The sequence below is a fragment of the Streptomyces sp. BF23-19 genome (genome assembly GCF_041106355.1).
Taxonomy (GTDB): Bacteria; Actinomycetota; Actinomycetes; order Streptomycetales; family Streptomycetaceae; genus Streptomyces; species Streptomyces virginiae_A.
Map to the genome: position 1 here is coordinate 18461 of NZ_JBGBPT010000020.1, position 19678 is coordinate 38138.

The window sequence follows — 19678 nt, forward strand, 5'->3', positions numbered from 1 at the left end:
GGGGACGACCACAACGCCCCCGACCCGAGGAATCGCGACCACCGTGTTCGATACGCTCTCCGACCGCTTGGCGAATACCTTCAAGGGCCTGCGCGGCAAAGGCCGGCTGTCCGAGGCTGACATCGACTCCGCGGCCCGGGAAATCCGTATCGCGCTCCTCGAGGCCGACGTCGCCCTCCCGGTCGTCCGCTCCTTCATCGCGAACGTCAAGGAACGCGCGCGCGGTGAAGAGGTCAGCAAGGCCCTGAACCCGGGCCAGCAGGTCCTGAAGATCGTCAACGACGAGCTCGTGACGATCCTCGGCGGCGAGACCCGGCGGCTGCGGTTCGCCAAGACCGCCCCCACCGTGATCATGCTGGCCGGTCTCCAGGGTGCCGGTAAGACCACTCTCGCCGGAAAGCTCGGCCTCTGGCTGAAGGGGCAGGGCCACGCCCCGCTGCTGGTCGCGTGCGACCTCCAGCGCCCCAACGCCGTCAACCAGCTCAGCGTCGTCGCCGAGCGCGCCGGCGTGGCCGTGTACGCGCCCCAGCCCGGCAACGGCGTGGGCGACCCGGTCCAGGTCGCGAAGGACTCCGTCGAGTACGCGCGGACCAAGCAGTTCGACATCGTCATCGTCGACACCGCCGGCCGCCTCGGCATCGACTCCGAGCTGATGCAGCAGGCCGCGGACATCCGTGACGCCGTCAGCCCCGACGAGATCCTCTTCGTCGTCGACGCCATGATCGGCCAGGACGCGGTCAACACCGCGGAGGCCTTCCGCGACGGCGTCGGCTTCGACGGCGTCGTGCTCTCCAAGCTCGACGGTGACGCCCGAGGCGGTGCCGCGCTCTCCATCGCGCACGTCACCGGCAAGCAGATCATGTTCGCCTCGAACGGCGAGAAGCTCGACGAGTTCGACGCGTTCCACCCCGACCGCATGGCGGGCCGGATCCTCGACATGGGTGACATGCTCACCCTCATCGAGCAGGCCGAGAAGACCTTCTCGCAGGCCGAGGCCGAGAAGATGGCGGCCAAGCTCGCCAAGGGTCCCAAGGAGTTCACGCTCGACGACTTCCTGGCCCAGATGGAGCAGGTCCGCAAGATGGGCTCCATCTCCAAGCTGCTCGGCATGCTGCCCGGCATGGGGCAGATCAAGGACCAGATCAACAACATCGACGAGCGTGACGTCGACCGCATGGCCGCGATCATCAAGTCGATGACCCCGGGCGAGCGCCAGGACCCGACGATCATCAACGGCTCGCGCCGTGCCCGTATCGCCAAGGGTTCCGGTGCCGAGGTCAGCGCGGTCAAGTCGCTGGTCGAGCGGTTCTTCGACGCCCGCAAGATGATGTCCCGCATGGCCCAGGGCGGCGGCATGCCGGGCATGCCCGGCATCCCCGGGATGGGCGGCGGCCCCGGCCGGCAGAAGAAGCAGGTCAAGCAGGCCAAGGGCAAGCGCAAGAGCGGCAACCCGATGAAGCGCAAGGAAGAGGAGGCCGCAGCCGCGGCCCGCCGGGAGCAGGGCCCGCAGGCGATCGAGCCCGCGGCCGGCGGCAACCCCTTCGGCCTTCCGACCGGCGGCCAGAACGGCGGGGACTTCGACCTGCCGGACGAGTTCAAGAAGTTCATGAAGTAGCACCCGCGCACGTGGGTGATCAGGGCCCCGGCCGTGTTCGCACGGTCGGGGCCCTGCTGTTCTCCGCCGGCGCGACGACCCGATTTATCCCTTATGGTCGGCCGGGAGGATGGCAGAAGGAGGCGCCCCGTGCCCAGCCCCACCCCCGTACCTCCCCGCGACAGGGCCGACACGCCGTGGCGCTCGGAAGGCGCACCGCCCGCCGCTCCGCCGAAGCGGCGGATGCCCGGCGGCTGGCGGGGGCTGATCCTCACCGCGCTGATCGTCTACCTGCTGGCCAACCTGGTGCTCTCCTTCTTCAACGAGGGGGACGAGCCGACGATCTCGTACACCGAGTTCAGCAGGCAGGTCGCCGCCGGCAACGTCTCGAAGATCTACTCCAAGGGCGACGCCATCCAGGGCGAGCTCAAGGCGAAGCAGCCGCTGCCCGACGGCGACAAGGGCGACTACACCAAGTTCGTCACCCAGCGCCCGGCCTTCGCCGACGACGCGCTGTGGGCCGACCTCACCAAGCAGAACGTCACCGTCACCGCCTCCCCGGTCGTCGTGCAGCGCAGCTTCCTCGCCAACCTGCTGCTCTCCCTCGCCCCGATGCTGCTGCTGGTCCTCCTGTGGGTGGTCATCGCCCGCCGGATGGGATCCGGGGCCGGCGGCATGGGCGCACTGGGTCGCAAGGCCCCACCCAAGCCGGTGGAGCTCCAGAGCGGCGCCCGCCGCACCACCTTCGAGGACGTGGCGGGGATCGACGAGGTCGAGGGGGAGCTCAACGACGTCGTCGACTTCCTCAAGAACCCGCAGGAGTACCGGAAGATGGGTGCCCGGATGCCCGGCGGAGTCCTGCTCTCCGGTCCGCCCGGCACCGGCAAGACCCTGCTGGCGCGGGCGGTCGCGGGCGAGGCGGGGGTGCCCTTCTTCTCCGCCTCCGCCTCCGAGTTCATCGAGATGATCGTCGGGGTCGGCGCCTCCCGCGTGCGCGAACTGTTCACCGAGGCGCGCAAGGTGGCCCCCGCCATCATCTTCATCGACGAGATCGACACCATCGGGCGGGCCCGCGGCGGCGGCAACGCCATGGGCGGCCACGACGAACGCGAACAGACCCTCAACCAGATCCTCACCGAGATGGACGGCTTCTCCGGCTCGGAGGGGGTGATCGTCCTCGCGGCCACCAACCGCGCGGACGTGCTGGACCCGGCGCTCACCCGCCCCGGCCGCTTCGACCGCATGGTGGTCGTCTCCCCGCCCGACCGGGTCGGCCGCGAGGCCATCCTGCGCATCCACACCCGCGACATCCCGCTCGCCGAGGGCGTCGACCTGGGACACGTGGCCCGCACCACCCCCGGGATGACCGGAGCGGACCTGGCCAACCTGGCGAACGAGGCCGCACTGCTGGCGGTCAAACGCCGGCAGACGCAGGTGACCGGGGCGGACCTGTCCGACGCCCTGGAGAAGGTCCAACTGGGCGCCGAGCGCCCCCTGGTCATGCCGGAGGAGGAGCGCCGCCGCACCGCCTACCACGAGAGCGGCCACGCCCTGCTGGGCATGCTCCAGCCGGGCGCCGACCCGGTCCGCAAGATCACGATCGTGCCCCGCGGCCGCGCGCTGGGCGTCACCCTCTCGACCCCGGACGCGGACCGGTACGCCTACACCGAGCCGTACCTGCGCGGCCGCATCATCGGCGCGCTCGGCGGCATGGCGGCCGAGCACGTCGTCTACGACGTCATCACCACCGGCGCCGAGAACGACCTGGAGCAGGTGACCAACATCGTCCGCGGCATGGTCGGCCGCTGGGGCATGAGCGAACGGATCGGCCGCCTCACCGCGATCCCCTCCGACGGACAGGGCCCCTACGGACTCTCCGCCGCCCCCGCCACCCTCGACGCGGTCGACCACGAGATGCGGCGCATCGTGGACGAGTGCTACCTGGAGGCCTGCCGTCTGCTGCGCGACCACCGGCCGCAGCTGGACGCCCTGGCGGAGGCCCTCCTCGCCAACGAGACCCTGGACGAACCGGCCGCCTACGCCGCCGCGGGCATCGCGCGACTGACGAAGGGGCCCGGCACCGACTGAGGAGCGGCGGCGGCCGTCAGATCACCCGGGCGATCACGTACCGGAAGATGTTCGGCAGCCACACGGCGCCGTCCGATCGCTCGAACGGGTGAAGCGCCTCGGCCAGCTCCTTCTCCGCCAACACGGAATCGGCCGGCTCGAAGGGTGCGGCGCACGCCGCTCCGGTGGGGCCGGTGCCCGCAGCGGGGTAGAGCCCGGTCGACAGCAGCCCGCGTACCGCGCTGTCCACATCCGCGTACCCGAACGGGCAGAACACCCGCCCGGAACCGTCCGGCCGGAGCCCGGCCCCCTCCACCAGCGCGTCCAGGTCCCGCGGCGCGGGCCCGCCGCCCAGGACCGAGGGCACCGTGCAGCGCTCCGCGGGGCCCCAGTCGGCCAGCACCACCGCCCCGCCGCGGCGGACCGCGCGCAGGGCCGCCGACAGAGCCGCCGGGGTGGGGGAGAAGGCGAGCAGGGCGTCGTAGGGGCGCGGCGGGGACTGCGGCCCCGGCGGGGCCGCCAGGACCTCCAGCAGCCGCTCACGGGCCAGGGCCCGCCGGGCCGGATCCGCCTCCACGCCCGTGGCCACGGCTCCCCGCCCGGCCGCGAGCAGCAGGGCCAGGCCGGCCCCGCAGTCCAGGCCGAGCAGCCGGTCTCCCGGCCCGACCTCCAACCGGTCGTAGACCGCTTCGTACAGCGGTACGAGCATCCGTTCCTGGATCTCCGCCCAGTCCCGGGCTGCGAGCGTCGCCGTCGGCGTCGGTGTCATCGAAAGAGCGCTCCTGATTCCGTCTCGCCCCCTTGCCCCCGTTGCCAGAGAACTCCCCATTCGCCCCCGCGTCCAGAGGAGCGCGCCACCCGATTCACGCATCGTGTGCCGGGCGCCGTACGATTCGCGGCATGGCAAAGGCACCCGTTCTCACCCCGCAGGCGGAGGATTTCCCCCGCTGGTACCAGGATCTGATCAACAAGGCCGAGCTGGCCGACAACGGTCCGGTCCGAGGCACCATGGTCATCCGACCGTACGGCTACGGCCTGTGGGAGCGGATGCAGCAGGAGATGGACGCGCGCATCAAGGACGCGGGCGCCCAGAACGCGTACTTCCCGCTGTTCATCCCGCAGTCGTACCTGACGAAGGAAGCCGAGCACGTCGAGGGCTTCGCCCCCGAGCTCGCGGTCGTCACGCACGGCGGCGGCAAGGAGCTGGAAGAGCCGGTCGTCGTCCGGCCCACCTCCGAGACGATCATCAACGACTACTTCTCCAAGTGGGTCCAGAGCTACCGCGACCTGCCCCTGCTGATCAACCAGTGGGCCAACGTGGTCCGCTGGGAGATGCGCCCGCGCGTGTTCCTCCGTACGAGCGAGTTCCTCTGGCAGGAGGGCCACACCGCCCACGCCACCTACGAGGAAGCCCGCGACTACGCCGCCCGCATCCACACGGACGTCTACGGCGACTTCATGACGAACGTGCTCGGCATCGACGTCGTGCTCGGCCGCAAGACCGCCAAGGAGCGCTTCGCCGGCGCCATCAACACCCTCACCCTCGAGGGCATGATGGGCGACGGCAAGGCCCTGCAGCTGGGTACGAGCCACGAGCTCGGCACCAACTTCGCCAAGGCCTTCAACACCCAGTACCTGTCGAAGGAAGGCAAGCAGGAGCTCGTCTGGCAGACCTCGTGGGGCGTCTCGACCCGCATGGTCGGCGGCCTGATCATGTCCCACGGCGACGACAACGGCCTGCGGGTCCCGCCGCGCCTCGCCCACGTCCAGGTCGTCGTCATGGCGATCAAGGGCGACGAGGCCGTGGCCAAGGTCCGCGAGCTGGGTGCCCAGCTGAAGGCCGCCGGCCTGCGGGTGCAGGTCGACGACCGCGTCGACACCCCCTTCGGCCGCCGCGCCGTGGACTGGGAGCTCAAGGGCGTACCGGTCCGCATCGAGATCGGCCCCCGCGACCTGGAGGCCGGCACCGCGATGCTGGCCCGCCGGATCCCCGGCGGCAAGACCCCCGTGCAGATCGACGCCCTGGCCGACCTGCTGCCCAAGGTGCTGGACGAGGACCAGGCGCAGCTGCTGCGCGAGTCCCGCGAGCGCCGGCTGGCCCGTACGTCCGACGTCGCGACCATCGGGGAAGCCGCGGAGGCCGCCGTCGCCGGTGGCTGGGCGCGGATCCCGTGGGCGGACCTCGGTCCCGAGGGCGAGGCGAAGCTGGCCGAGCAGGCCGTCTCCGTACGCTGCCTGATCGCCGAGGACGGGTCGGTCCCGGAGGCGGACGACGCCCCCGGTACGCTCGCGATCGTCGCGCGCTCGTACTGATCGGGCCGACCGGCTCGTGTGCCCCGGCGTGCGGCTCGTGCCGCGCGCCGGGGCCGGTTCATGTCGGCCGACCGGGTCCACCTGGTCGACTTGGTCGACGTTACGTACCGACTCCTCCTGAGATCGGCGCACCCGTCCTCGTCAGGACGCATGAGTGTGAACTGACTGGTACGTGCAAAAAATTTGGAATGGCCCGGAATCGGAACACCCGGGCACCTCGGCTCGTTGTCACGACGTGAGCACGACACCACCTGTTCTCGCCGCAGAGCTGGCGCAGGCGTGGGCCGATATTCAGCGGTACCACCCCGAGCTGCCTGACCTTGCCGCGCCCGAGTCCCTGATCGGAGAGTCCTCGTCCGCCTGCGGCGCCGAACTCTCCTTCGAGCGACTGCTGCACGAGGCAGTCCACGGCATCGCCGCCGCCCGCGGTGTCCGTGACACCTCGCGCGCCGGCCGCTACCACAACCGCAGATTCCTCGCGATCGCCGAGGAAATGGGGCTGGACCACTCCGAGGAGCCACACGCGAGCAGCGGCTTCTCCTTGGTCACGCTCAATCCGGAGGCGAAGCGGCGCTACCGGCCCACCATGGAGCGGCTGCAGCGCGCGCTGAAGGCGCACACGGCCGCGACCGCGGCCGACACCAAGCGCAGCTTCCGCGGACCGGCCGCCCGGCACGGTTCCTCCGGCGGCGGCGTGCGCGTCAAGGCGGTCTGCGACTGCGGGCGCAACGTACGGGTCGTCCCCTCCGTGCTGGCCCAGGCGCCGATCGTGTGCGGCGGCTGCATGAAGCCCTTCCGGATCCCCGACGTGGCCATCGCGGCGGCCTCCTGACCGCCTTCCCCGTCGCCGCCGGGGCCACCGCCCCACGGCGAACCGGGCGCCGGGCCGACGCCCCCACCGGGGCGGCCGCCGCCGGCGCGCGTGGGCGACCCGTACCGCCGTACCCCCGGCGGGTAGCGGTCCTGCCCGCCCGGCCGAGCGCGCCGCAGGCGTATGGCACAATGGCTAGCTGTACTCGACAGTCGCATAGGACCCCTCTCTCCTCCGGCTGACGCGTCCATCGGGCACCCGAGTACCGCAACCCCACGTGGCATCTCATGTGCCCAACCACGTCAAGTTCAGGAGACACCACTCCAGTGGCAGTCAAGATCAAGCTCAAGCGCCTCGGCAAGATTCGCCAGCCGCACTACCGCATCGTCGTCGCCGACGCCCGTACCCGTCGGGACGGTCGCGCGATCGAAGAGATCGGTATCTACCACCCGACCTACAACCCGTCGCGCATCGAGGTCAACGCCGAGCGTGCGCAGTACTGGCTGTCCGTCGGCGCCCAGCCCACCGAGGCTGTGCTCGCCATCCTGAAGCTGACCGGTGACTGGCAGGCCCACAAGGGTCTCCCCGCCCCCGCGCCGCTCCTGCAGCCGGCGACGAAGGAGAGTAAGCGTCGCTCCTTCGACGAGTTCGCCAAGGCCCTCGAGGGCATCGGCGAGGGCAAGGGCGAGGCCATCACGCAGAAGGCCAAGAAGGCCGACAAGAAGGCGGACGAGGCTGAGGCCACCGCCGAGTCGACCGAGGCCTGAGCATGCTCGAGGAGGCTCTTGAGCACCTCGTGAAGGGCATTGTGGACAACCCCGACGAAGTGCAGGTCGCCTCGCGCGACCTGCGCCGCGGGCAGGTGCTCGAGGTCCGGGTTCACCCGGATGACCTCGGCAAGGTGATCGGCCGCAACGGCCGCACCGCACGTGCCCTGCGTACCGTCGTGGGCGCCATCGGCGGCCGGGGGATCCGCGTCGACCTCGTCGACGTGGACCAGGTCCGCTGAGCAGTTGATTCACCGGCACGGGCCGGGGAGGGCGTTGGTTGCCCGCCCCGGCCCGTGTCGTTTCTGCCCCCGGGCAGGAGCGACCATTGATGTGAGCAACCACGCCGCAGTAAGGGAAGAGCACAGTGGAGTTGGTAGTCGCGCGGATCGGCCGCGCCCACGGCATCAAGGGTGAGGTCACCGTCGAGGTGCGCACCGACGAGCCGGAGCTGCGACTGAGTCCCGGCGCCGTGCTCAAGACGGAGCCCGCGACGGCGGGACCGCTGACGATCGAGACGGGCCGCGTGCACAGCGGGCGGCTGCTGCTCCGTTTCGCGGGCGTCAAGGACCGCACCGGAGCCGAGGCGCTGCGCAACATCCTCCTGATCGCCGAGGTGGACCCGACGGAGCTCCCGGAGGAGCCCGACGAGTACTACGACCACCAGCTGATGGACCTGGACGTGGTGCTGGAGGACGGCACCGAGATCGGCCGGATCACCGAGATCTCCCACCTGCCCTCGCAGGACCTCTTCATCGTCGAGCGGCCGGACGGCACCGAGGTGATGATCCCCTTCGTGGAGGAGATCGTCGCCGAGATCGACCTGGAGGAGCAGCGGTGCGTCATCACCCCGCCGCCGGGACTGATCGACGAGCGTGACGCCGTCGTCGTCTCCAGCCGGGACGAGGACGCCGCGGACAGCACGGACTCCGAGGACGACGCCTGATGCGTCTCGACGTCGTCACGATCTTCCCCGAGTACCTGGAGCCGCTGAACGTCTCCCTCGTCGGCAAGGCGCGCGCCCGCGGGCAGCTCGACGTACACGTGCACGACCTGCGGGAGTGGACGTACGACCGGCACAACACGGTGGACGACACCCCGTACGGCGGCGGTCCCGGCATGGTCATGAAGACCGAGCCGTGGGGCGAGGCCCTGGACTCCGCGCTGGCCGACGGCTACGAGGCGGGCGCGCACGGCCCCGTCATGGTCGTCCCCACCCCCAGCGGCCGGCCCTTCACCCAGGAACTGGCCGTCGAGCTCTCCGAGCGGCCCTGGCTCATCTTCACGCCGGCCCGGTACGAGGGCATCGACCGCCGGGTCATGGACGAGTACGCCACGCGCATGCCGGTGTACGAGGTCTCCATCGGAGACTACGTGCTGGCGGGCGGCGAGGCCGCCGTACTGGTGGTCACCGAGGCCGTGGCCCGGCTGCTGCCCGGGGTCCTCGGCAACGCCGAGTCGCACCGCGACGACTCTTTCGCGCCCGGCGAGATGGCGAACCTGCTGGAGGGGCCCGTCTACACCAAGCCCCCGGTGTGGCGCGGCCGTGACATCCCCGAGGTGCTGCTCAGCGGGCACCACGGGAAGATCGCCCGCTGGCGCCGGGACGAGGCCTTCCGCCGGACCGCGCAGAACCGCCCCGACCTGATCGAGCGCTGCGAGGCCGCCGGCTTCGACAAGAAGGACCGGGAGATCCTCTCCGTCCTGGGCTGGCGGCCGTCCGCCGACGGCCGATTTTGGCGCAGGGCCGAGGCCGTGGAAGAATAGGCGGCTGCTGTGTGCTCGCGGGCGCCCCTGCCACAGGGGGACCGTCGTCCGCCGGGTCCCGCAGCTCCCGAATTCTCTACGGAAACCCGCACTGGCGACCTGTGGCGTCATGCGAAGAAAGCAGACGAAGAACATGTCTCACCTGCTCGACGGCGTCAACGCCGCCACGCTCCGCTCGGACGTCCCGGCCTTCCGCCCGGGTGACACGATCAACGTGCACGTCCGCGTGATCGAGGGCAACCGCTCCCGTATCCAGCAGTTCAAGGGCGTCGTCATCCGCCGCCAGGGTGCCGGTGTCTCCGAGACCTTCACCGTGCGCAAGGTCTCCTTCAGCGTCGGCGTGGAGCGTACCTTCCCGGTCCACTCCCCGATCTTCGAGAAGATCGAGCTCGTCACCCGCGGTGACGTTCGCCGTGCCAAGCTGTACTACCTCCGTGAGCTCCGCGGCAAGGCCGCGAAGATCAAGGAGAAGCGCGACCGCTGAGGTAACTCCCGGAGTCCGGAGGCGGCCGGATAGGCTCGCCCTTGATGGACACCGAAGCACCTCACACGCAGCGCGGCCACTCGTCCCCCGTAGAGGGGGACGGGCGGCCGCGTTCTGCGTTCTCCCGGCGGGGGCGAAGTGGCGGGCGAACGGCCGGTGGGCGACCTCTGACCTGGCGCCGCGTCGGGGTGCTCGGGGTGATCTGCACCGTCTTCCTGCTGCTGTTCAGCAATTTCGTGGTCCAGCCCTTCCTGATCCCGAGCCGCTCGATGGAGCCGACGCTCCAGGTCGGGGACCGGGTGCTGGTCAACAAGCTGGCGTACCGGTTCGGCGAACAGCCGGGCCGCGGGGACGTGGTGGTCTTCGACGGCACGGGCTCCTTCGTACGCGAACGCCCCGAGGGCAATCCGATCGGCACGGTGCTGCACGGCGCGGCCTCGGCGCTCGGGCTGGCCGAGCCGTCCGACACCGACTTCGTGAAGCGGGTCGTGGGGGTCGGGGGTGACGACGTGGTGTGCTGCGACGCCGGCGGGCGGGTCGCGGTCAACGGCGTGCCGCTGGCGGAGCCGTACCTCCATCCCGGAGACGCGCCCTCGGCGGTGCCCTTCCGGATCGTCGTACCCCTTGGGACCCTTTGGGTCATGGGTGATCATCGTTCCCAGTCCCGGGACTCCCGGGACCACCTGGGGGAACCGGGCGGGGGGATGGTGCCGGTGGAGAAGGTGATCGGGCGGGCCGACTGGATCGGTTGGCCGCTCTCGCGCTGGGATTCCGTAGGTGGCGGCCATGGGTAGCCGCGGGCGTTCGAGGGGCGGACGGGACTGGGATTTCGACCCCGAACCCGAACCCGAGCCGGAGCCCGCACCACCCCGGATCTCCCTCGGCAGGGTGGAGGGCGGCCGGGCCGAACGGCGCCGGACGGCCCGCAAGGTGCGCCGACGCCGCCGTACGCGCCGGGCCGGCGAGGTGCCGCTGCTGGTGGTCGTGGCGTTGTGCATCGCCCTGCTCCTCAAGACCTTCCTGGTGCAGGCCTTCTTCATCCCTTCGGGCTCGATGGAGCAGACGATCCGGATCGGCGACCGGGTCCTGGTGGACAAGCTGACGCCGTGGTTCGGCTCCGAGATCGAGCGCGGCGACATCGTCGTGTTCAAGGACCCCGGCGGCTGGCTCAAGGGCGAGGCGGCCCGTGCGCCCGAGGACCCGATCGTGGTCAAGCAGATCAAGCAGGCGCTGACCTTCATCGGCCTGCTGCCCTCGGCCGACGAGCAGGACCTGATCAAGCGGGTCATCGGGGTCGGCGGGGACACCGTCAAGTGCTGTGACAGCCGGGGCCGGGTCACCGTCAACGGATCGCCCCTCGATGAGCCGTACGTGAACCCGGGCAACACCCCTTCGGACATCCCGTTCGAGGTACAGGTGCCGGAGGGTCGGCTCTTCGTGATGGGTGATCACCGGGCGAACTCGTCCGATTCCCGGTTCCATCTCGACGAGGGCTTCCAGGGCACGATCCCCATGAGTGGGGTGGTCGGGGAGGCCGTCGTGATCGCCTGGCCCCAGGGGCACTGGACCCGGCTGGAGCAGCCGGCGACCTTCCGGATGGTGCCCGATCAGGCGCGGCGCGAGGGACGCGGCCGACGGCGGCGTCGTCGGGGCGCGCCGTTCGCATAGTGTGTCCTCGGTCTCCCGCGCCTTAGGGAACTCCCGCTCGTTAAGGGAGGGGAGGGCCTGTGCCGGATTCGGCGCGGGCGGCAATCGCGAGTGAGGAGTGGATGTGGGGGACGTGGCGGTAGGCGCACGGTCCGGACGCGACGAAGGCGAGGAGCGGCCGGACGACGCCGTCGAGCGCGAGACCGAGGAGGACGGCGATGCCAAGGAGCACGCGCAGCGGTCCTTCTGGAAGGAGCTCCCGCTCCTCATCGGTATCGCCCTGCTGCTGGCCCTGCTGATCAAGACGTTCCTGCTCCAGGCGTTCTCGATCCCGTCCGCCTCGATGCAGAACACCCTGCAGATGGGCGACCGGGTGCTGGTGGACAAGCTGACCCCGTGGTTCGGCTCCGAGCCGGAGCGCGGCGAGGTCGTCGTCTTCCACGACCCCGCGGACTGGCTGTCCGGGCAGCCCACTCCCGAGCCGAACATCTTCCAGCAGGTGCTCAGCAAGATCGGCCTGATGCCGGACGCCTCCGAGAAGGACCTGATCAAGCGGGTCATCGCGGTCGGCGGGGACACGGTCGAGTGCAAGAAGGGGGGACCGGTCGTCGTCAACGGCAAGGAGCTGGACGAGCCGTACATCTACCCCGGCAACACCCCGTGCGACGACCTCCCGTTCGGCCCGATCACCGTACCCAAGGGCAAAATCTGGGTCATGGGTGACCACCGGCAGAACTCCGAGGACTCCCGGTACCACCAGCAGGACTCCACCAAGGGCTTCGTCCCCGTGGACAAGGTCGTCGGGCGGGCCGTGGTGGTCGCGTGGCCGGTCACCCGCTGGGCCACCCTGCCGGTCCCGGACACCTTCGACCAGCCGGGCATCGGCAACCAGGCCGCGGCGACCGCGCTCGGTCTCGGGGCCGCCGGGCTGGCCCCGGTCGGGCTCGGCCCGACCGCGCTGGGGCTCGCGGGAGCCGTCCCGCTGGTCATGTGGCGCAGGCGGAAGCTGACCAGCGGCCGTACCGACGGGTAGGGTGCCGCCCAGGTCGACGATCCCGAAGTGTGTGGGGGCGCTGCAATGGGCGGTACAGAAGCAATACGTGGTGGCAAGGATGGCCGCGGCGGTCTCGGCACTGTGCTGTCGGGTATCGCCGTGGCCATCGGCTTTGCGCTCTTCCTGGGCGGCTTCGTGTGGGGCGCGGTCGTCTACCGGCCCTACACGGTCCCCACCGATTCGATGATGCCCACGGTGCGGCCCGGGGACCGGGTGATGGCGGAGCGCATCGACGGCGCCGACGTGCGCCGCGGGGACGTGGTCATCTTCACCGACTCCCTGTGGAGCGACTCCCCCATGGTCAAGCGGGTCGTCGGCATCGGCGGCGACGTCGTCAAGTGCTGCGGCGCGGCAGGCGAGGTGACCGTCAACGGCGTCCCGCTGGACGAGCCCTACGCCGACACCAGCAAGCCGGAATCGGGCCTGGAGATGCCCCCCGGACAGACCGCGCCGTCGGGGACCCCCTTCGAGGTGGCGGTCCCCGAGGGCAACCTCTTCCTGCTGGGCGACCGGCGGGCCTCCTCCCTGGACTCCCGGGCCCATCTGCAGGAGACCGGGCAGGGGACCGTGTCCCGGTCGGCCGTCAGTGCCCGTGTCGACGCCCTGGCCTGGCCCGAGATGAAGATGCTGGAGCGGCCGGCGACGTACAGGGCCCTGCCCGGCGGGATCTCGCGGCCCGGTCCGCTGCGGCTCCAGGTGGTGGTGGTGCTGGCCGGAGCCGTCCTGGTGGCTGCGGGGGGCGCGTACGGGCCGGTCGCCCGGGTCCTGGCGCGCGGCCGACGGCGGGAGCCGGCCGGTGTCCGCTGACCCGGCCGCCGGGCACGGCCGCCGGAAGGTGTCACGGGTGATCCTGCTGGACCCGGCGGACCGGATCCTGCTGCTGCACGGATTCGAACCGGCCGACCCGAGCGACGACTGGTGGTTCACCCCCGGCGGCGGACTGGAGGGGACCGAGAGCCGGGAGCAGGCAGCGCTGCGCGAGCTGGCCGAGGAGACCGGGATCACCGAGGTCGAGCTGGGTCCGGTGCTGTGGCACCGCCACTGCTCCTTCCCGTTCGACGGGCGCCGTTGGGAACAGGACGAGTGGTACTTCCTCGCCCGGACCACCCGGACCGAGACCGAGATGAGCGGCCTCACCGAGTTGGAACGGCGCAGCGTCACCGGAGCGAGGTGGTGGACCTCCGAGGAACTTCTGGCGGCCCATGAGACGGTGTACCCGACCAGACTCGCCGAGCTGCTCCGTACGCTGCTCGACGACGGTCCTCCGGGTGAGCCGGTGGTCCTGGCCCCGGAAATCGTTTAGGGGCGCGGGGGCCTGGCGCACAATAGGGGGACGCACGGCTGAAGGGGAACATGCCATGAGTGCCGAGGACCTCGAAAAGTACGAGACCGAGATGGAGCTGAAGCTCTATCGGGAGTACCGCGACGTCGTCGGGCTGTTCAAGTATGTGATCGAGACGGAACGCCGTTTCTACCTCACGAACGACTACGAGATGCAGGTGCATTCGGTTCAGGGAGAGGTGTTCTTCGAGGTCTCCATGGCCGACGCCTGGGTCTGGGACATGTACCGGCCGGCCCGCTTCGTGAAGCAGGTACGCGTACTGACCTTCAAGGACGTGAACATCGAGGAGCTCAACAAGACCGACCTCGAACTGCCCGGCAGCTGAGGACCGCCGCCGGCCGGACCGTCTCACCCGCACGGGTGAGGCGGTTCTCCACAACGGCCGGACCGTCCACCAAGATCCACAAGGTGGGCGCAGGTGCGGGACCGTCGGTGCCGGAGGTGGTGCCGGATGAACGCGAAGGGCGTGGCACAGCAGGCATTGGGGCGGTACGGCGAGGACCTCGCGGCCCGGCGGCTGACCGAAGCCGGGATGACCGTGATCGCACGGAACTGGCGGTGCCGCGGCGGCGAGATCGACATCGTCGCCCGGGACGGGGACGCCCTCGTCGTCTGCGAGGTCAAGACCCGCCGGGCGGGTGAGTTCGAGCATCCCATGGCCGCCGTGCGGCCCGCCAAGGCCGAGCGCTTACGCACGCTCGCCGGGCGCTGGCTCGCCGACCACGGCGGACCACCCCCGGGCGGAGTACGCATCGACCTCGTCGGGGTGCTGCTGCCCCGGCGCGGCGCCCCCTCGGTGGAACACGTGCGGGGGGTGGCCTGATGGGCTTCGCGCGAGCCTGCTCGGTAGCCCTGGTCGGCGTCGACGGCGTGGTGGTCGAGGTACAGGCCGACCTGGAGCCCGGCGTGGCCGCCTTCACCCTGGTGGGGCTGCCGGACAAGACCCTGGTCGAGAGCCGGGACCGGGTGCGGGCCGCCGTGGTCAACTCGGGGGCGGCCTGGCCGCAGAAGAAACTCACGGTCGGGCTGAGCCCGGCCTCCGTACCGAAATCCGGCGCCGGCTTCGACCTGGCGGTCGCGGCGGCGGTGCTCGGCGCGGCCGAGGTGGTCGACCCGGGTGCGATCGCCGACCTCGTCCTGATCGGCGAGCTGGGGCTGGACGGCCGGGTACGCCCGGTCCGCGGGATCCTGCCCGCGGTCCTCGCCGCGGCCGACGCCGGCTACCGACAGGTGGTGGTGCCGCGGCAGTGCGCGGCCGAGGCCGCGCTCGTCCCCGACGTCTCGGTCCTCGGCGTACGCAGCCTCCGCCAGCTGATCGCCGTCCTGACCGGTGGTGAGGTCCCCGAGGAGGAACCGTGCGAGCCCCCCGGCAGGCCGGACCCGATGCTGGCCGGACTCCTCGTCCCAGGGGCGGGACTGGGCACCGGCCTCGCCCGGGGGCGGCCCGGCCGGGAGGACGGCTCGGACTTCCCCGACCTCGCGGACGTCGCCGGGCAGCACACGGCGCGCCGCGCCCTGGAGGTGGCCGCCGCCGGAGGACACCACCTCTTCCTCAGCGGACCGCCCGGAGCGGGCAAGACCATGCTGGCCGAACGGCTGCCCTGGCTGCTGCCGCCGCTCACCCGTCAGGACTCCCTGGAGGTCACGGCCGTCCACTCGGTCGCGGGAATCCTCCCGCCGGGCGAACCCCTGGTCGCCAGGCCGCCGTACTGCGCACCGCACCATTCGGCGACCATGCAGTCCCTGGTGGGCGGGGGGACCGGGATCCCCAGGCCCGGGGCGGTCTCCCTCGCCCACCGGGGCGTGCTCTTCCTGGACGAGGCCGCGGAGTTCCACAGCCGGGCGCTGGACGCGCTGCGGCAACCCCTGGAATCGGGGCACGTGGTCATCGCCCGCGCCGCGGGAGTGGTAAGGCTGCCCGCCAGGTTCCTGATGGTGCTCGCCGCCAACCCGTGCCCGTGCGGGCGCCACACCTTGCACGGTGCCGGGTGCGAGTGCCCGCCCTCGGTGATCCGGCGTTACCAGGCGCGGCTGTCCGGGCCGTTGCTCGACCGGGTGGACCTGCGGGTGGAGGTCGAGCCCGTGACCCGTGGTGACCTGATGGGGCAGGGCGGCCGCGGGGAATCCACCGCGGCCGTCGCCGAGCGGGTGCGGCAGGCCCGGGAGCGCGCCGCGGCCCGGCTCGCCGACACGCCGTGGCGGCTCAACTCCGAAGTGCCCGGGCAGGAACTGCGTAGCCGTTGGCGGGCGGGACCCGGCGCGCTGGCCCCGGCCGAGCGCGATCTGGAACGGGGCCTGCTCACCGCCCGCGGGCTGGACCGGGTGCTACGCGTCGCCTGGACCGTGGCCGACCTGCGGGAACGGGATCGGCCTGAGGCGCTGGACGTGGCCGTGGCGCTGGAGCTGCGGACCGGGATCGCCCGCGGGGCGATGTCGCTGCCGGGAGCCGGGACATGACCGGCTCCGAGGGCGCGGAACTGCTGGCGCGGGCTGCGCTCACCCGGGTGCTGGAGCCCGGGGACGCGCACGGCGGGCGATGGCTGCGGGAGTTCGGCGCGGTGCGGCTGATACGACTGCTGACCACCCCCGGGGCGGAGCCGGACGCTCCGTCCGGGGTGGGGCCCGAGCGGCTCGCCGGGTACCGCAGACGGGCCGCGCTGGCCGACCCCCGGCGGGACCTCGCGGACGCCGCCGAGGCGGGCGGCCGGTTCGTCTTCCCGGGATCGGCGGAGTGGCCGACCCAGCTCGACGACCTCGGCGACGAGAGACCCGTCGGACTGTGGCTGCGGGGCAGGCCGAACCTCCGTACCTGGGCGCTGCGTTCGGTCTCCGTGGTCGGGGCCCGCGCCTGCACCCCGTACGGCGCGCACATGGCCCAGACCCTGGCCGCCGGACTCGCCGAGCGGGGCTGGGTCGTGGTGTCCGGCGCCGCGTTCGGGATCGACGGAGCCGCGCACCGAGGGGCCCTCGCCTCGGGCGGCGCGACCGCCGCGGTGCTCGCCTGCGGAGTGGACGTCGCCTACCCGCGCGGACACGCCGGGCTGCTCGGCTGGATCGCCGGGCAGGGGCTGATCCTCGGGGAGCTGCCCCCGGGCAGCCACCCGACCCCCAGCCGGTTCGTCCTGCGCAACCGGGTCATCGCCGCCCTCACCCGGGGCACGGTCGTCGTGGAGGCCGCGCACCGCAGCGGCTCCCTGGTCACGGCCCGACGCGCGCAGCGCCTGGGGCGGTTCACCATGGGCGTCCCCGGCCCTGCCACCAGCGGGCTCTCCGCCGGCGTGCACGAACTGCTGCGCGGCGAGGCGGCGCTCGTCACCGACGCGGCCGAGGTGATCGAGCTGGTCGGGGCCATGGGCGAGCTGGCGCCCGAGCGGCGCGGCCCGGTGCTCGCCCGGGACCTGCTGGACCCGGACACCGCGCGGGTGCTCGAAGCGATGCCCGCCGGCCGCCCGGCGGACGTGGCCGAGCTGGCACTTGCCTCCGGCACCGGCGCCGATGAAGTCATCGGCAGACTGTACGAACTTCACTCTCTGGGGTTCGTCGAACGGCAGGGCGACGGCTGGCAGTTGAGCAGACAAACGGCTGGAGGAGGCACACAAACCGGCGCCGCCCGGCGAGGCGGTCGTTGACCTGGGGCGTTCCGGTGAAAGAGTGAAACCGATGAGAGACGCGGTCTTCCCGGTGGCGGTCGCCGGGACCGAGCGCCAGGCGCCGGTCCCGGGTCGCCCGCGCGAGTCCGGGCGCCTCCCGGCCCTCGCGCCATCCCGTACTCTTCGCGCACCGCGACAATCTCGTCACGCTACGCTCCCAAGGAATCCGGCTCCGGCAAAGGCGAAGCATGCCCCAGCACACCTCAGGGTCCGACCGCGCTGCGGTGCCCCCCGCTGCCCGCGGCAGCGTGCGGTCCACCGCGCCCTCGTCCCTGGAGGTGCTGTGGCGCTCGTACAAGGAGTCGGGTGACGAGCGGTTGCGGGAGCAGCTGATCCTGCACTACTCGCCCCTGGTGAAGTACGTGGCCGGCCGCGTCAGTGTGGGTCTGCCGCCCAACGTGGAGCAGGCCGACTTCGTCTCCTCCGGGGTCTTCGGGCTGATCGACGCCATCGAGAAGTTCGACATCGAGCGGTCGATCAAGTTCGAGACGTACGCGATCACCCGGATCCGGGGCGCGATGATCGACGAGCTACGGGCCCTGGACTGGATCCCGCGCTCGGTCCGGCAGAAGGCACGCGCCGTGGAACGGGCCTACGCCACGCTGGAGGCCCAGCTGCGGCGCACCCCGACGGAGATCGAGGTCGCCGGGGAGATGGGGATCGGTGTGGAGGATCTCCACACCGTCTTCAGTCAGTTGTCGCTGGCCAACGTGGTCGCCCTGGAGGAACTGCTGCACGTCGGCGGGGAGGGCGGCGACCGCCTCTCGCTGATGGACACCCTGGAGGACACCGCCGCCGACAACCCGGTGGCGGTGGCCGAGGACCGCGAGCTGCGACGCCTGCTGGCGCGGGCCATCAACACGCTGCCCGAGCGGGAGAAGACCGTGGTGACCCTCTACTACTACGAGGGACTCACGCTGGCCGAGATCGGCAACGTCCTCGGCGTCACCGAGAGCCGGGTCAGCCAGATCCACACCAAGTCCGTCCTGCAACTGCGCGCGAAGTTGGCAGATGTAGGGAGGTGAGCTTGCGCTACCTCCGTACAGTGGACGTGTGCCCAGGATTCGAGCGGCCTCCGTGGCCGAGCACCGGTCGATGCAGCGCGGCGCCCTCTTGGACGCTGCGCGATCCCTGCTGTCCGAAGGCGGGACGGAGGCGCTGACCTTCCCCGCCCTCGCGGAGCGGACCGGGCTCGCCCGGTCCTCCGTGTACGAGTACTTCCGCTCCCGCGCCGCCGTGGTCGAAGAGCTGTGCGCGGTGGACTTCCCCGTGTGGGCCGCCGAGATCGAAGCGGCGATGGAGCAGGCCGAGTCGCCGGAGGCGAAGATCGAGGCCTACGTGCGCAGCCAGTTGGGGCTCGTGGGCGACCGGCGCCACCGCGCGGTGGTGGCCATCTCGGCCAGCGAGCTCGACGCGGGCGCGCGGGAGAAGATCCGTGCGGCGCACGGCGGGCTCATCGCGATGATCGTCGAGGCGCTGAGCGCCCTGGGGCACGCGGAGCCGAGGCTGGCCGCGATGCTGCTCCAGGGCGTCGTGGACGCGGCCGTGCGGCGGATCGAGCTCGGCGCGGCGGAGGACCCGACCGTCGTGACGGAGGCCGCCGTCGCCATGGCCCTGCGGGGCGTCCGGGGCTGAGGCCCCCGGCCGCCGCGCCCTGGGACACGCCCGCGTCTCACACCCCGGTGGGGTCCGCCGGGAGCAGCCTCGGGGTCGGGCCGGGGAGCAGCGTGAGCGGATTGAGGTACACCTCGCCCGCCAGCAGGCCCCAGTGCAGGCAGGGCGCCGGGCAGTGCGAGCCCTCCGTCAGCACCGCCACCACCTGGCCGGCCGTGACCTGCTCGCCCTCCGTGACCAGGGGCCGGACCGGCTCGTAGGTGGTGCGCAGCCCGTTCGGCAGGGCCAGCGAGAGCACTCCGCGCCCGGCGACGGGCCCGGCGTGGTGGACCCGGCCGGCCGCGACCGCCCGGAGCCGCGTGCCCACCGGCGCGGACAGGTCCACACCGCGGTGACCGGCCGCGTAGGGGGTCGGCGGCGGGTCCCACCAGCGGGCCACCGACAGCGGGGCGGGCAGCGGGCGGACCCCGGGAAGGGCCGACTGGGCCAGGGCCAGGAGCAGGCTGAGCAGCAAGGTCGTCATGGGCCCCAGCGTCCCGCGCGCACTCGGACCGCCGCCCGGGCCTGT

The 19678-nt window shown here is 71.7% G+C and carries 21 protein-coding genes and 1 pseudogene; 20 read left to right on the top strand and 2 right to left on the bottom strand.

Annotated elements, in window-relative coordinates:
- Positions 1-43 precede the first annotated feature (43 nt).
- Both ffh and ftsH read left to right on the top strand, forming a co-directional pair.
- Positions 44-1615, top strand: coding sequence for a signal recognition particle protein (gene ffh / locus AB8A24_RS13985; RefSeq protein WP_030718477.1), 1572 nt, complete (start codon positions 44-46; stop codon positions 1613-1615).
- Between the two features lie 129 nt (positions 1616-1744).
- Positions 1745-3682 (top strand): ATP-dependent zinc metalloprotease FtsH, encoded by a 1938-nt coding sequence (gene ftsH, locus AB8A24_RS13990; protein WP_328961476.1) that lies wholly within the window; start codon positions 1745-1747, stop codon positions 3680-3682.
- Positions 3683-3698: 16 nt separating this feature from the next.
- Here the strand turns inward: ftsH and AB8A24_RS13995 are convergent, their stop codons facing one another.
- Positions 3699-4430 carry a methyltransferase type 11 gene (locus tag AB8A24_RS13995; protein WP_328961475.1) on the bottom strand — a complete coding sequence of 244 codons (732 nt, stop codon included), beginning with the start codon at positions 4428-4430 and terminating at the stop codon, positions 3699-3701.
- A gap of 131 nt (positions 4431-4561) precedes the next feature.
- On the opposite strand from AB8A24_RS13995, the gene proS reads away from it, so the two are divergent.
- The 18 genes and pseudogenes from proS (at position 4562) to AB8A24_RS14085 (ending at position 19131) form a co-directional block, all read left to right on the top strand.
- Complete coding sequence (gene proS, locus AB8A24_RS14000; RefSeq protein WP_266379274.1) at positions 4562-5974, top strand: proline--tRNA ligase; 1413 nt, start codon at positions 4562-4564, stop codon at positions 5972-5974.
- 235 nt (positions 5975-6209) lie between these two features.
- On the top strand, positions 6210-6806 hold the full coding sequence (locus AB8A24_RS14005; RefSeq protein ID WP_030718489.1) for a hypothetical protein: 597 nt from the start codon (positions 6210-6212) through the stop codon (positions 6804-6806).
- 305 nt (positions 6807-7111) lie between these two features.
- Positions 7112-7552 (top strand): 30S ribosomal protein S16, encoded by a 441-nt coding sequence (gene rpsP / locus AB8A24_RS14010; protein ID WP_030718491.1) that lies wholly within the window; start codon positions 7112-7114, stop codon positions 7550-7552.
- Between the two features lie 2 nt (positions 7553-7554).
- A complete protein-coding gene (locus AB8A24_RS14015; protein WP_030708535.1) occupies positions 7555-7794 on the top strand; it encodes an RNA-binding protein in 240 nt (79 codons plus the stop codon).
- 125 nt (positions 7795-7919) lie between these two features.
- Positions 7920-8498 carry a ribosome maturation factor RimM gene (gene rimM, locus AB8A24_RS14020; protein ID WP_328961474.1) on the top strand — a complete coding sequence of 193 codons (579 nt, stop codon included), beginning with the start codon at positions 7920-7922 and terminating at the stop codon, positions 8496-8498.
- Complete coding sequence (gene trmD / locus AB8A24_RS14025; RefSeq protein ID WP_369475863.1) at positions 8498-9319, top strand: tRNA (guanosine(37)-N1)-methyltransferase TrmD; 822 nt, start codon at positions 8498-8500, stop codon at positions 9317-9319. Before rimM ends, trmD begins: the two co-directional genes overlap by 1 nt.
- 133 nt (positions 9320-9452) lie before the next feature.
- A complete protein-coding gene (gene rplS / locus AB8A24_RS14030; protein ID WP_030011886.1) occupies positions 9453-9803 on the top strand; it encodes a 50S ribosomal protein L19 in 351 nt (116 codons plus the stop codon).
- Positions 9804-9847: 44 nt separating this feature from the next.
- Positions 9848-10597: a signal peptidase I gene (lepB, locus tag AB8A24_RS14035; RefSeq protein ID WP_369475864.1), complete on the top strand. Its 750-nt coding sequence runs from the start codon at positions 9848-9850 to the stop codon at positions 10595-10597.
- Positions 10590-11630 (top strand): annotated as a pseudogene (gene lepB / locus AB8A24_RS14040) (signal peptidase I); the annotation flags it as partial. The gene lepB (AB8A24_RS14035) and the pseudogene lepB (AB8A24_RS14040), both read left to right, overlap by 8 nt.
- Complete coding sequence (gene lepB, locus AB8A24_RS14045; RefSeq protein ID WP_369475866.1) at positions 11584-12483, top strand: signal peptidase I; 900 nt, start codon at positions 11584-11586, stop codon at positions 12481-12483. The pseudogene lepB (AB8A24_RS14040) and the gene lepB (AB8A24_RS14045), both read left to right, overlap by 47 nt.
- A 45-nt stretch (positions 12484-12528) precedes the next feature.
- Positions 12529-13311, top strand: a complete 783-nt coding sequence (lepB, locus tag AB8A24_RS14050) for a signal peptidase I (protein ID WP_369475868.1) — start codon at positions 12529-12531, stop codon at positions 13309-13311.
- Positions 13301-13807: an NUDIX hydrolase gene (locus AB8A24_RS14055; RefSeq protein WP_328961470.1), complete on the top strand. Its 507-nt coding sequence runs from the start codon at positions 13301-13303 to the stop codon at positions 13805-13807. Before lepB (AB8A24_RS14050) ends, AB8A24_RS14055 begins: the two co-directional genes overlap by 11 nt.
- A 55-nt stretch (positions 13808-13862) precedes the next feature.
- Entirely contained in the window at positions 13863-14171 is a 309-nt protein-coding gene (locus AB8A24_RS14060) for a DUF2469 domain-containing protein (RefSeq protein ID WP_008737534.1), read from the top strand.
- 126 nt (positions 14172-14297) lie between these two features.
- A complete protein-coding gene (locus AB8A24_RS14065; protein WP_030718517.1) occupies positions 14298-14669 on the top strand; it encodes a YraN family protein in 372 nt (123 codons plus the stop codon).
- The gene (locus tag AB8A24_RS14070; RefSeq protein ID WP_328961469.1) at positions 14669-16303 is read left to right on the top strand and encodes a YifB family Mg chelatase-like AAA ATPase; all 1635 of its coding nucleotides are present in this window, start codon (positions 14669-14671) and stop codon (positions 16301-16303) included. The genes AB8A24_RS14065 and AB8A24_RS14070 overlap by 1 nt, the downstream gene beginning before the upstream one ends.
- Positions 16300-17475, top strand: a complete 1176-nt coding sequence (gene dprA, locus AB8A24_RS14075; RefSeq protein WP_369475872.1) for a DNA-processing protein DprA — start codon at positions 16300-16302, stop codon at positions 17473-17475. The genes AB8A24_RS14070 and dprA overlap by 4 nt, the downstream gene beginning before the upstream one ends.
- A gap of 209 nt (positions 17476-17684) precedes the next feature.
- Positions 17685-18521, top strand: coding sequence for an RNA polymerase sigma factor WhiG (gene whiG / locus AB8A24_RS14080; RefSeq protein ID WP_030767140.1), 837 nt, complete (start codon positions 17685-17687; stop codon positions 18519-18521).
- A 52-nt stretch (positions 18522-18573) separates the two neighbouring features.
- Positions 18574-19131, top strand: a complete 558-nt coding sequence (locus AB8A24_RS14085) for a TetR/AcrR family transcriptional regulator (protein ID WP_078909437.1) — start codon at positions 18574-18576, stop codon at positions 19129-19131.
- 37 nt (positions 19132-19168) lie between these two features.
- Here AB8A24_RS14085 and AB8A24_RS14090 read toward each other — a convergent pair whose 3' ends face one another.
- A complete protein-coding gene (locus AB8A24_RS14090; protein WP_328961467.1) occupies positions 19169-19633 on the bottom strand; it encodes a M23 family metallopeptidase in 465 nt (154 codons plus the stop codon).
- Positions 19634-19678 lie beyond the last annotated feature (45 nt).